The organism is Acinetobacter sp. AOR01_HL (assembly GCF_027855455.1).
Classification (GTDB): domain Bacteria; phylum Pseudomonadota; class Gammaproteobacteria; order Pseudomonadales; family Moraxellaceae; genus Acinetobacter; species Acinetobacter baumannii.
Genome location: NZ_JAKTIM010000041.1, coordinates 118,231 through 129,911 on the forward strand (window position 1 = coordinate 118,231; position 11,681 = coordinate 129,911).

The 11,681-nt window shown below is 39.3% G+C and carries 14 protein-coding genes and 1 other RNA gene; 5 read left to right on the forward strand and 10 right to left on the reverse strand.

Annotation, left to right across the window (positions count from 1 at the left end):
• The first annotated feature begins 61 nt into the window (after positions 1-61).
• Positions 62-463, forward strand: coding sequence for a MerR family transcriptional regulator (locus MKL62_RS13115; RefSeq protein ID WP_000058922.1), 402 nt, complete (start codon positions 62-64; stop codon positions 461-463).
• 54 nt (positions 464-517) lie between these two features.
• On the opposite strand, the gene MKL62_RS13120 is transcribed toward MKL62_RS13115, so the two are convergent.
• From MKL62_RS13120 to MKL62_RS13140, 5 genes are all read right to left on the reverse strand, one after another.
• Positions 518-769 carry a hypothetical protein gene (locus tag MKL62_RS13120; RefSeq protein WP_000129799.1) on the reverse strand — a complete coding sequence of 84 codons (252 nt, stop codon included), beginning with the start codon at positions 767-769 and terminating at the stop codon, positions 518-520.
• 209 nt (positions 770-978) lie between these two features.
• Positions 979-2,211 (reverse strand): FAD-dependent monooxygenase, encoded by a 1,233-nt coding sequence (locus MKL62_RS13125; RefSeq protein ID WP_000005679.1) that lies wholly within the window; start codon positions 2,209-2,211, stop codon positions 979-981.
• A complete protein-coding gene (locus MKL62_RS13130) occupies positions 2,208-3,416 on the reverse strand; it encodes an FAD-dependent monooxygenase (RefSeq protein ID WP_001187367.1) in 1,209 nt (402 codons plus the stop codon). Before MKL62_RS13130 ends, MKL62_RS13125 begins: the two co-directional genes overlap by 4 nt.
• Before the next feature lie 31 nt (positions 3,417-3,447).
• A complete protein-coding gene (gene pepP / locus MKL62_RS13135) occupies positions 3,448-4,770 on the reverse strand; it encodes a Xaa-Pro aminopeptidase (RefSeq protein ID WP_005129295.1) in 1,323 nt (440 codons plus the stop codon).
• Between the two features lie 67 nt (positions 4,771-4,837).
• Positions 4,838-5,470 (reverse strand): UPF0149 family protein, encoded by a 633-nt coding sequence (locus MKL62_RS13140; protein ID WP_001150153.1) that lies wholly within the window; start codon positions 5,468-5,470, stop codon positions 4,838-4,840.
• 64 nt (positions 5,471-5,534) lie between these two features.
• Here MKL62_RS13140 and MKL62_RS13145 point away from each other — a divergent pair, with 64 nt between their 5' ends.
• The 3 genes from MKL62_RS13145 (at position 5,535) to ssrS (ending at position 6,654) form a co-directional block, all read left to right on the forward strand.
• Complete coding sequence (locus MKL62_RS13145) at positions 5,535-6,095, forward strand: hypothetical protein (protein WP_000893185.1); 561 nt, start codon at positions 5,535-5,537, stop codon at positions 6,093-6,095.
• Positions 6,092-6,376, forward strand: a complete 285-nt coding sequence (locus tag MKL62_RS13150) for a cell division protein ZapA (protein ID WP_000003719.1) — start codon at positions 6,092-6,094, stop codon at positions 6,374-6,376. Before MKL62_RS13145 ends, MKL62_RS13150 begins: the two co-directional genes overlap by 4 nt.
• Positions 6,377-6,469: 93 nt before the next feature.
• A non-coding RNA gene (gene ssrS, locus MKL62_RS13155) (6S RNA) lies at positions 6,470-6,654 on the forward strand.
• Positions 6,655-6,789: 135 nt separating this feature from the next.
• Here ssrS and MKL62_RS13160 read toward each other — a convergent pair.
• From MKL62_RS13160 to MKL62_RS13170, 3 genes are all read right to left on the reverse strand, one after another.
• Positions 6,790-7,107 carry a hypothetical protein gene (locus MKL62_RS13160; protein ID WP_000669361.1) on the reverse strand — a complete coding sequence of 106 codons (318 nt, stop codon included), beginning with the start codon at positions 7,105-7,107 and terminating at the stop codon, positions 6,790-6,792.
• A gap of 72 nt (positions 7,108-7,179) precedes the next feature.
• A complete protein-coding gene (locus tag MKL62_RS13165; protein ID WP_001166305.1) occupies positions 7,180-7,293 on the reverse strand; it encodes a hypothetical protein in 114 nt (37 codons plus the stop codon).
• Positions 7,294-7,400: 107 nt separating this feature from the next.
• Entirely contained in the window at positions 7,401-7,742 is a 342-nt protein-coding gene (locus MKL62_RS13170) for a hypothetical protein (protein ID WP_005129298.1), read from the reverse strand.
• A gap of 241 nt (positions 7,743-7,983) precedes the next feature.
• Between MKL62_RS13170 and MKL62_RS13175 the strand changes: the two genes are divergently transcribed.
• Complete coding sequence (locus MKL62_RS13175; protein WP_001004365.1) at positions 7,984-8,568, forward strand: 5-formyltetrahydrofolate cyclo-ligase; 585 nt, start codon at positions 7,984-7,986, stop codon at positions 8,566-8,568.
• A gap of 111 nt (positions 8,569-8,679) precedes the next feature.
• On the opposite strand, the gene tpgA is transcribed toward MKL62_RS13175, so the two are convergent.
• Positions 8,680-9,462, reverse strand: coding sequence for a trimeric autotransporter adhesin/peptidogylcan-associated protein TpgA (gene tpgA, locus MKL62_RS13180; RefSeq protein WP_005129300.1), 783 nt, complete (start codon positions 9,460-9,462; stop codon positions 8,680-8,682).
• Between the two features lie 56 nt (positions 9,463-9,518).
• Positions 9,519-11,681: YadA-like family protein (locus tag MKL62_RS13185; protein WP_270899775.1), on the reverse strand; the 2,163-nt coding region annotated here is incomplete at its 5' end.

The window sequence follows — 11,681 nt, forward strand, 5'->3', positions numbered from 1 at the left end:
TTTCCTCAAAAACTCTTTTATAGTGATTAAAAACCCTTGAGTAGCTCCAGAGTCAAGTCTTATGAGTCTTTCTATTGGTCAATTATCAAAAAAAGCGGATGTCCCGATCGATACTATTCGTTATTACGAAAAAGTAGGTGTGCTGGACCGCATTCAGCGCTCAGAAAATAATTATCGTGTTTACACAGATCAAACACTCGCAGACCTATTATTTATTAAACATTGCCGTGAATTAGATATTTCTCTCAGTGATATTAAAACGCTAAAAGAAATGAAAGCTCAGCCGAAACGGGCTTGTACGGAAGTTGATAATTTGGTGAATAAATACTTGATAGAAGTATCGGAAAAGATTGAACGTCTATTGCTTTTAAAAGAAACCCTAATCGATTTAAAACAACACTGCTCTACCGACCGTACAGTAGATGAATGCGGCATTTTAAAAGAACTACAAAACCATCTTTAAATCATCATAAAACGGGCAATAAAAAAGCATCACTCAAGTGATGCTTTTTTAATATTAACGATCGCTATGTTCATCTGGTGGAACTTCTGTGATTCTTCCGCCACGAGCTAAAAACGCAGCGACTTCATCTTCCAACGCTTGGCGTTGTTTTTGTTTCGCAGTTACAGTAAGCGTTTCTGCTTCTGCAAGATCGGCATCAGTTAAGTTGCCTGCTTCTTCATCAGCTGCGCCACTTTCAGCCGCTTTGGCTTCATCTTCATCTACAGCAGAATCTTCTGCATCTTCATAATCATTGATATCTGTCATTTTTACACTCCCCACAATGATTTGTATTGCATCATCGCTATGGTCTTCAAGACCTCAGAAATTTAGCAATCTCTTTGCATTTAGCAAAGAGCCAAATTGGTCAAATCCGTATCTTTTCTGACCGAATTGGTAATGATATATAAATGATTGTTTAAAAAATATCTACTGATATTTATTTAGATCAGTAGAGCATAAACTTCGTAATTATTTTAACGACTATACTGGGTGTTTTGTAAAGCCCCTAAACCATTTGCTTGTTGCATAAAACGCTCTTTTAAGAACGAAATTTGTTCAACTTGCTTGAGTCCCACATTCCGGGCCCAAATCAATGGAAATAGCTCACTGCTTTCTAGCCAACCAATTGCCGACATACTATGCATCATCGCATCATTCTGTCCTTTACGGCGGTGTTCATAACGCATTAAGGTTTGTTCATGCGCCCATACACCACGACCTAAATCATGCAGTAGTGCATCACAGAGTACCGCTGCATCTAAACAACCAATATTCACCCCTTGTCCAGCAAGTGGATGAATCACATGAGCTGCATCACCGATTAGGGCTAGGCCAGCTTTAACGTATTGTTTTGCAGCGCGCGCTTTTAATGGAAATTGTGCTCTTGAACGAACATCTAACACTTCACCCAACATATGTTGGCTTTCTCGAGTTAAAAGCTGCATAAACTCGCGATCACTTAAAGCCGAATATTCATCGGCATAATCATCTGGCAGTGTCCAGACAATGGACTGCCAGTAGCCATTTTCACTTTCTTCAAGACTCGCCATCGGCAAATATGCCAAAGGTCCAGTAGGTAAAAAGATTTGCCGAGCAACATAATGATGAGGCTTAGACGTTTTAATCGCACAGCTAATCGCTGCTTGTTTGTAATCTAGTACATCTAGATCAATAAAGGCTTGCTCACGTACAAATGAATTGGCGCCATCAGCACCAATAAGCAGTTTAGTTTTAAGTGTCGCGCCATCTGCCAATTGAATATGCCAACATCCAACACCTTGTTCAATACGTGTCACGCGGACTTGAGTACGATAATCTGTTAACTGCTCAAGCATTTTTTGTTGAATAGCAACATTCAATACACTTGGCTCAACCATAGAACCCAAGGCTTGCTCTGGCATTGGTCTTTGTACAGACTCATGGCCAAAATTAATTTCACCATAGCCATTTAAGTTCCACACTTGCATGCCTGTATAAGGCATTTGACGTGCCAGATCATCCCAAACATTGACTGTTTTAAGTAAATGAATCGTCGCTTGGCTAAGTGCTAAAACACGTGGATTCATCACGCTTAATGTTTTTTCAACATCAAGTACAGGGGCAGCATCAAGCACGGTAGGCTGTACACCACCTTGTGCAAGTAATAAAGCAGTTAAGCCACCAACTAGTCCACCACCAACAATGACGACATCTAACACTTCACTCATGCTTTTAACCCCATTGCATAGTTTGCTACCAGTGGCTTCACACCCGGAATGACATCAAATGCAATTAATCCCGTATTACGGATTAATTTTAATAATGGGTTTTGGTTACTAAAGCCCCGAACTACGGTATCGCAGAATTTAATTACTCGCTGCTGGTCAGATAAACGGGCTTGTTCATAGGCAAGCAAATTATCTGGGTTACCAATATCATCAGATGCGCTTAACTGGTTCACTAAATAACGCAACAATACATCTGCATCACGCAGACATAAATTAAAACCTTGCCCAGCAACAGGATGGATTGTATGCGCTGCATTCCCCATTAAAATAACGCGTCCAACCGCTTGTTTATGCGCAAGCACTTGTGAAAGCGGATAACTAAAGCGTTTACCCGTTTTTTCAAATTTACCTGCTCTGTCACCATAAGTTTTTTGCAAAGCATCTAAAAAGTGTTGGTCATTTTCTTCGCCCAACCACTCACCTTCAGTGCCTTTTTTAACAGGCCATACCACTGAGCGACGGTATTCACCCGGTAATGGCAACAAAGCTAAAGGCCCTAATGCACTAAAACGCTCAAATCCTACATGCTCATGCGGTTTTGAAGTCTGAACAGTCGTAACGATCGCAACCTGATCATAGTCGTGGACATCGACACCAACACCAATTGCTTGACGACAGAAAGAATCTCGCCCATCTGCTGCAATTAATAATTTTGACTCAAGCTTTAAAAGTTCATCACCACGCTGAGCTTCGATATGTACCTGTTCAGCGTCTTGAGTTAAAGCAGTCACTTGTACGCCATCAATCAGTTCAATCAACGGTTGTTGGCGTACTTGAGTTAATAAAACACGACCAAGCCAAGCATTTTCAATGACTTGCCCAAAGCTTTCCACTTTTTCTTGTTCTGCAACTAAACGAGCTTTACCAAAACTGCCTTGCTCAGTAATGTGAACTTGCAAAATTGGAGTGGCATGCTGTTGTAAGGCATCCCATAACCCTAACTTCTGATAAATCTGTACGCTACGACGTGATAAAGCCGTATTTCGCGCATCAAAACTGGAATGATAAGGGGCAACATTTTGATCATCATAGTTTGGGTATTTCACAGCTTCTAATAGCTTTACCGCGATATTAGCCTTCGCCAGCATGAGGGAAAGGCTTAAACCCACCATACCCCCACCTACAATAATCACTTGTTGTTGCATCGAGTTTTGCTCCTTTGGCGAATACGTTTAATTATGCTTTAGCTTGCGCCATTAAATGTTCAATATCTGCAATATCTTTAACCACATCGGCCGTTAAAACTCGTGGGCCTTTTGAGGTCGCGACTATATCATCTTCAATACGAATGCCAATACCACGCCATTTTTTATCTACAGTTTCGTCATCTGGTGCAATGTATAAACCGGGTTCAACAGTAACAACCATGCCCTCTTCATATTGGCGCCAGTCGTCATCTTTTTTATAAGAACCGACATCATGTACATCCATACCTAGCCAATGGCCTGTACCATGCATATAAAATTGACGATATGCCTCGGTTTCAATCAGCTCACTCACCTCACCTTTGAGCAAACCTAAATCAACTAAGCCTTCCGTTAAAATTTTGACTGCAACCTCATGAGGCTTACGGTATGAATTACCTATACGTACTGCATCAATCGCCGCATATTGAGAGGCCAATACCACCTCATACAATGCTTTTTGTTCAGGGCTAAATTTCCCGTTTACGGGAAAAGTACGGGTAATATCCGATGCATAGAACTCATATTCACATGCAGCATCAATTAAGACCAAATCACCGTCTTTAAGAGCTTGGTTATTTTCAACATAGTGCAAAATACAAGCATTGGCACCGCCACCAACAATACTGTTGTAAGAAGGCACACAGCCGTTTTGCCCAAATATATAATTGAGCTCGGCTTCTAGTGCATATTCCATCATACCAGGGCGAACAGTTTGCATTGCACGAGTATGTGCCTTAGCACTAATTGTTGAAGCAATTTGCATCAGCTCAATTTCTTGCGGTGATTTAATTAACCGCATTTCATCAACAATGCGATCAAGTTGAACTAACTGGGCTGGAGCGGCTTCATGACGATGCTCGGCATTCGCTTTTTTGATCCATTGGCTTACTCTGGCATCAAATGCAGCATTGTGTCCGATTCGATAATAAAGACGCTCTTTATTTAATAATTTTTCAATAATTTCTTCATCAAGCAGATCAATTGCATAAGCTTCATCTGCTTCGTACTCTTCAATTGCGCCGTCAATTCCCGCACGATAACCATTCCAGATTTCCATCTCACGATTACGTTCACGGCAAAAAAGACTATAGCTATAGTCAGTAACGTCATCAAAGGTTTCAATGACAGCAACTGCCTCAGGCTCTGCAAAACCCGTCAAATAGAAAAAACTACTATCGGCACGGAATTTATAATCCGCATCACGATTACGGTACATTTCCTCACGCGTTGCAATAATCGCAATGCTGTTTGGACCCATTTTTTCTGCTAGACGGTTTCTGCGATGTTGAAAATCAGCTTGAGGCAATTTCATAATGATCTACTTGATTTAGAATTTTAAAGTCAAAAAATTAAACACAGCCAATAACACATCGCCTCAATTAACTTGGGCGATGTGGTGTAAACATTTCTACAATATTTTGATCTGCGGTGCCTACAGTAGAAGTTTTACTTTTTGCATAAAAGTTTTTCAACAATGAACTTTCAGCCACTGTTACTTTCTTTCTACCAATAGATAAGCTCACTGGAATAAGGCGTACAAATTCATACAATTCTTCGTAACTGCTTTCGCCTTCTTCGTCGTTATCAGAGTCTTCAAATTCTACTGCTGCAACATCTTGCAAATGTTCGATCAATTCACGCTCATCTGTACGAACATGTCCCGATGCCAAACCAAAACCGAGCACAACGCCAGCACACCAATCTGACAACGCTTGTACACGGTCTTGAAGAAGATGTTCATCATCTGGAAGCATTGGTAAATAGTCCAATTCATCTTCCGATAATGCATGTGCTACATCTTCTGCTTCATCTGTTAAAAGAGCTAAAGCTTCTTCATTTAACTCAGGCACATTAAGAGTTGTTAAGATTTGTGTCCATTCTTCACGCGTAGGCGCTTCTGTCACACAAACAATACCTGTTAATAAACCATGTAACTCACTAGGGCTTGAAATTTCTTCAATTCCTTCAAAATGAGCGTTCCATTCTGTCCAGCCTGAAATATCGTCTTGCATTCGTTTATCCAATCTCTATACTTCGTATATATTACCTTTGATTGCAATTCTGTGCGACCTCGTTATGTTAGAACAATTACAGCGTCTACAAGCGCATATTGGCGTTTTAAAAACACGCTTACATCATCTAGAGAGTGAAAATTCTGCTCTCTCGGAAGCTAAAGAACTGGCTGAAACAGAGCATCACGCACAAGTTGTGCAAAAAAATAGCATCATCACTAAAAAACAAGAGGAAATTGAGACATTAACTGAGCAACTCACTCAGTTACAAGGCCAATTTCAACAATTGAATCAAGATGCTAACACACTTGCAGAGCGTTACAGCCGCCTAGAAAAAAGTACGACCGATTTAAAAAATCGTTTTCAGGAAATTTTGGCAGAGCGTAATGAATTACGCGTTACCAAAGAAAAACTTCAGTCACAGCAACGTCAAACTCAACAAGAGTTACACGACTTGCAGCAAGATCGTGACCGTTTGTTACAAAAAAATGAACTTGCCAAAGCAAAAGTTGAAGCCATCATTCAACGTTTAGCAATTTTAGGTACTGCTCAAGATCAACATGCGCAAGAAATTCAGCAACTTGCTCATCCAAATGCTGAAGCTGGCGAGGAGACACAATCATGAGTGAACAAGTCATGGTAGAGCTTCGGCTGATTGAACAAACTTTTAGGCTTGCAACGACTTCTGATAAAAGAGAAGAGCTTGAACGTGCAGCTGAGCTTCTCAATGAAAAATTCAACGATATGCGCCGTAGTGCACCTCGTGTTGAGCATAATAAACTTGTCATCATGGTAGCTCTACAGCTTACTCAAGAAGTATTAAGTTTAAATAAATCTTTGCAAGAATATGCGCATTGTGAACGTTTACTCCAGACTATTTTGGAAGATGTTGAACAAATAGTGTAAACAATTCGCATAAAGCTTCATCAAACGCAAAGTAAGTTTACAGTTCGATAGGCTCAGATGATTGCCAACGAAGTCAGATCAGTTATACTAAAGCTGTCTCTGGGATGTTCGCCAGCCGGTCTGATTCCCCTGAGCCGATATCATCTCTTTAGGATGGTGTTCTGCATATTTAGAGCGTATGCCTACCCCGAGTAGGAAACCCAGCAAGTATGCGTCACCTCCACCTTGAACTTTAGGGTTCAAGGGTAACGACATGCAGCGGCATCTTCGGAGCATTTATTTTTAAATAAATACCTATAAATTCGAATTTTATTTTCAAATTAAAACACCTAGACAGACCTGTCAGTCTATTTTTTTATTCTCTTAACTAATTAGTTGTTCTTAAAAATTAAATACTCATTATTTTTTAATTATTATTCATTTCTACGTAAACATTCCTCATACCACCCTGCTTGAAAATCTTCAATTGCTTGGCGTTTAAAGAAACTTGTCTTAAATACTTTGGCAGCATAAGCTGAGCTAATTAAGTCTTGATAAAGCTGCTTGGCTTTTTCATCTGCTAGCCCATCGGCAATTTGTTGTAAATCTTGTGCTGGTACTTTTTGCTGTCGTGCTTCCATCACGTTATAAGCGACCTTTTTTACGATATTACAAATATCCGGATCAGCTGTACTTTCATTAGCATAGCAACCAGTGGCAATAAAACTTAATAATAATATTTTAAATTTCATATCCCTATCCTATTATTCATCTTCCGTTCTTAAAAAAGTAATAGATGAGAAGACCTATTCCTTTCAAAATGTTCATGCAGGATTAATTACATAAAAATAAATGATCATGACCACAAGCAAGATGGAAGCAAGTGTTAAATAGGTGCCGACTGTATTAAAACTCTGTAAAAATTTTAAGATCTGCATTTCAAATCCAGAGAAAAGTTGAAGTAATTAACAGAAGAAATTTAGCACAACTAAATAATGCCAATCAATTCACACTTTTAAATTTTTATCGTGATTTAATTCAAATATTATTCATTACATTTTATCCCCAAAGTCCCTTTATAGTAGTCAGTTGCACTTTTCAAATCTGACAATAATTTTTCTTCAGTGTACGGTTTTGGTGAAACTTTTATTAATGCAGGCATGTATTGTTTTTTATACACCTCAGGATAGTCATGACATAAAATTTTAACTTTAACTTCTTGAGGGGTATTTGGATTATCTAACTGATCTAAAAATTCACCAATTTTTCGGTCCGACTCTTCAAATTGAGCTTTATAATCAATTTGAGGTGCCTCAGATTCTGCCTGTTTCGTACATGCGCTGAGCAATGCCACCCATAACATCATTGTTAAAAATTTTAACTTCATAGATTTCACATTTTCATATTCATCCTTAAATATACTTATCCTGATTAAATGTAAATAAATACTGTAAATACGTAAAAAAGAAAAAATTATATGTAGATAGTTTCTCCTAACAACAAAACTATTTTTACTTGGTCTAATACATTAGAAGACTACTTTTTAATAATTTTTAAATTTCGGTGAAGCCATAGAAAAACAGGTATAATTTTACTCGACTGACCTCAAATCTTTGTTAGATTTCTCCATGAATGAATTAAGTTTTATTAGAAAAAATTTAAGATCTAGAAGACGAGCTTTAACCCAATTTGAGCAAAAACAGGCTCAGCTTAATGTTTTACATTACCTAAATCACCTTCCTATTTTTCATTCATCAAAAAAAATCGGTTTATATCTGCATGCTTTTGGTGAAATCCATACCGATCTTCTTATCAAATTATGTTTTAAAAAGAACAAACAAGTTTATTTACCCATGATTTGTTCGATGAACCAACGTTTAGTATGGGTAAAAATAAATAAAAACCAATATTTAAGTCGTCGTTTTTCTCATCACCCATTGGGAATGAAAGAACCTATGGCGACTCGCGGAAAACATGTATCACAGCTTGATTTGCTACTTATGCCACTTTTAGCTTGCGATCACTATGGGACACGTATTGGTATGGGTGGTGGTTATTATGATCGTACATTAGCAAGTGCTAAGCATAAACCTTACCGTTTAGGATTGGCACATCAATTTCAATTTATTGAACACACTTTAGAACGTCAAAGTTGGGATCAACCATTAGATGGTTTACTGACTCCACAGCACTTTTATTATTTTAAAAGATAATTTTTATATAAAATTTATAAAATCTCCAATATATCCTTTTACTTTTTTTAGCTCCTTAAAAACGAAAAAGTAACCACCCTAAGGATGGTTACTTTGCCGTGACAGACCGTTTTACCAACTTATATTAACACGTCTATTTGGCGCTAAACATTGAATAAGTTGTGAACTATTGTTATCACTACACTGCTTGTATATGTCGGTCTGGCTATTCGCCTGTATTTGTATACGGCTTGCATCAACACCTTGTTGTACCAGTAACTTGGCAACCGTATTCGCTCGTTTAGATGATAACTCTTGGTTATAACTAAACTTACCCAATGGGTCTGTGAATCCAGAAACAATAATTGGAGTTATTGTTGGACTTTTCTTAATTTGCTCAGCAATTTTCACAACGCTATTAGTACCTTCTTCAATCGCACTTGCATCAAATCGGTCAAAAGCAAATAGGACACTCGCTATACGATCTGCAATCACAGTGCTATGTGCTGGTGCCTGATTATTTTCTCCCAAAACAACTAAACCTTCACACACTTCACCCTTCCAAGATAAACGTTCTGCTAAATAGTGCTTATCAAAATCAATACGCAACTGGCAACGCTGGTACTGGTGTGTGTTGGGAACACGGATATCTAGCACATAGTTCCAAACTTTTACTGCAAAAAGCCCTTCACTAAATTGTGGATTGCCTAGTAAAGCTCGAATTTGATCTTTATTTAGTCCTGTATCTAAACGAGCAACATCTTGGTATTCATAACGTTTTACTTGCTTAAGATAGCTATCTGATACTTTAGGAAACGTGACATTTCTTTGATATATTGCTTCTTCTTGTGCATAACCAACCATTGCCAGGCCAGAAAGAACAGCAATAAATAACGCCTTAACTGTATTTTTCATACTTTTACTCTCGAAATGGAGAATGAGGAAGACCTTGCCTTCCTCGCCTAGTCAAATTAGTCAATTACACCACTAATACCGATACGAACACTTGGATCACCTTGAGAAGCTGCAGCTACACCACCAGTCAGTGACCAACGTCCATTATCAGCAGTTTTACGTAAGGTCACACCGACAGCATTTTCACCACCATGATAAGCAGCCCCAACAGCATAGGTGTATTTACCCGCAACAAATGGCGCATTTTCTAAAGCCATCGCGGCAGCAATACCAGCATTCGCTCTTTTCTCAACATCATCAATACGTTGGTTTGTTGCATAGAATGCTTGTTCAAGCTTATTACTTACATTATCAATTTTGGTATTTAATGTTTGGTCAGCTTGATTCAATGCACCTATCGCATCACCAACATTGTGGTAAGACTGATCACCTACGTTATATGTTGGATTTGAGAAGCTTTGGGTAATATTGTCATAACCTGCTCCACCACCTAAGTAGTTTACAAGTGCTTGATTTGTTGTATTAAGTTGAGAACCATTTACTGCATCTTTTGAAGACTCTGTAACTGCTCCCGCTTTAACACCAGTCACAGTACGCTCACCTGCTGTTCCAGCAACATTAACCTGAGTACCACCAGTATCTTTACCAACAGTAATCGCTGCATCTTTATCAGCTTGCTGAACTAAACCTGATTTACCATTGTTAATATTGCTGATGTCAGTCTGAAGATTCGAAATATCGCCCGTATTTTTATTGACCTGTTGTTGAACAGTCCATAACTGGCCTCCATTAACAGCATCTTTAGAACCTTCTGCTACAGTACCATTTGCTACATTTTTAATGGTTGTACCATTAGCACCGCCAGCTAAAGTAATAGAGTCTTTGTTAACTGATCCATCACTATTTTTATCGTACTGCACAGCACTATTAGCAAGAGCACCAACATTATTGTTTATGCTACTTATTGCGCTATCCAGTTGTCCTTTGTTTACCGCATCTGTAGAAGAAACACCTGCGGCTACATTACTTATCGTTTTATTACCAGCACTAATTCCAGAAGTAGTGATACTCGGACCGCCAGCAATGATTAAGCCTGTTGATCCTAACTGGACGTTATCACCAACTTTTACTCCAGTCGTATCGATAACGGTATTACCAGTCGTAACACTATCAACCTTCAAGTTTTTGTTCAGCGCGACCTTGATATTACCTTCATTATCAGTTTCGCTGCTTTGAGCAACAGTTAAGTTGTCATCGCCAGTAAAATTCACTTTACCATTTGGTTTGATCTTTTTAGCAGTCGCAGCATCACCATTGGCTGAAACTGTCCAGCCTGCATTCGCTGCCGTACCTGCATCAGTAACTGCTTTATCAAGTGCTGTTAAAGCATCACCAACATTGTTTGCACTTGTACCTGCAACATTATAAGTCGGGTTAGAAATTGAACCATCTGTATTAGCTTTAGCACCACCACCAAAGATACTTGCAGTTGTATTTGTAACCTGTGTTACACGATTATCTACATGATCAAGCTGGCCTTTGTTTACTGCATCGGTAGCATTGGTGCCTGCTGCTACGTTACTGATTGTGTTGCCTGCAGCATCAATACCAGTCTTAGTCACACTTGGTCCACCTGCAATGGTTAAACCATTCGTATCCAGCTTGCTGTCCCCTGCCGTTACACTGTCAATATTCAGATCACGGTTTAAGCCATACTGAATCGTATTGCCGGTCTTGGTTACGTTCAGGTTGGTTTCACCTGCAACCGTACCAATGTCTACCGTATCACCAGCTTTTACTGCAGCTGCATTGGTACCATTGCTTTGTAAAGTCCAGCCTTTGTCTAATGCAGTGATCGCATCGCCCACGTTATTGACGTTGTTGCCATTCACAGTATAGGTCGGTGAGCTTACTGCACCTGTAGTGCTGTCATAGCTTGCGCCACCACCCAGATTGTTGGCTGTGCTGTTGCCCAAGGCATCAGTCTTGTTGTTGCTTGACGTACTTAATGCATCAAGCTGGCCTTTGTTTACTGCATCGGTAGCATTGGTGCCTGCTGCTACGTTACTGATTGTGTTGCCTGCAGCATCAATACCAGTCTTGGTCACACTTGGTCCACCAGCGATGGTTAAACCATTCGTATCCAGCTTGCTGTCCCCTGCCGTTACACTGTCAATATTCAGATCACGGTTTAAGCCATACTGAATCGTATTGCCGGT

Coding starts and splice junctions, on each gene's coding strand:
- MKL62_RS13115 (WP_000058922.1), top strand. CDS start 62: ATGAGTCTTTCTATTGGTCAATTATCAAAAAAAGCGGATGTCCCGATC.
- MKL62_RS13120 (WP_000129799.1), bottom strand. CDS start 769: ATGACAGATATCAATGATTATGAAGATGCAGAAGATTCTGCTGTAGAT.
- MKL62_RS13125 (WP_000005679.1), bottom strand. CDS start 2,211: ATGAGTGAAGTGTTAGATGTCGTCATTGTTGGTGGTGGACTAGTTGGT.
- MKL62_RS13130 (WP_001187367.1), bottom strand. CDS start 3,416: ATGCAACAACAAGTGATTATTGTAGGTGGGGGTATGGTGGGTTTAAGC.
- pepP (WP_005129295.1), bottom strand. CDS start 4,770: ATGAAATTGCCTCAAGCTGATTTTCAACATCGCAGAAACCGTCTAGCA.
- MKL62_RS13140 (WP_001150153.1), bottom strand. CDS start 5,470: ATGCAAGACGATATTTCAGGCTGGACAGAATGGAACGCTCATTTTGAA.
- MKL62_RS13145 (WP_000893185.1), top strand. CDS start 5,535: ATGTTAGAACAATTACAGCGTCTACAAGCGCATATTGGCGTTTTAAAA.
- MKL62_RS13150 (WP_000003719.1), top strand. CDS start 6,092: ATGAGTGAACAAGTCATGGTAGAGCTTCGGCTGATTGAACAAACTTTT.
- MKL62_RS13160 (WP_000669361.1), bottom strand. CDS start 7,107: ATGAAATTTAAAATATTATTATTAAGTTTTATTGCCACTGGTTGCTAT.
- MKL62_RS13165 (WP_001166305.1), bottom strand. CDS start 7,293: ATGCAGATCTTAAAATTTTTACAGAGTTTTAATACAGTCGGCACCTAT.
- MKL62_RS13170 (WP_005129298.1), bottom strand. CDS start 7,742: ATGAAGTTAAAATTTTTAACAATGATGTTATGGGTGGCATTGCTCAGC.
- MKL62_RS13175 (WP_001004365.1), top strand. CDS start 7,984: ATGAATGAATTAAGTTTTATTAGAAAAAATTTAAGATCTAGAAGACGA.
- tpgA (WP_005129300.1), bottom strand. CDS start 9,462: ATGAAAAATACAGTTAAGGCGTTATTTATTGCTGTTCTTTCTGGCCTG.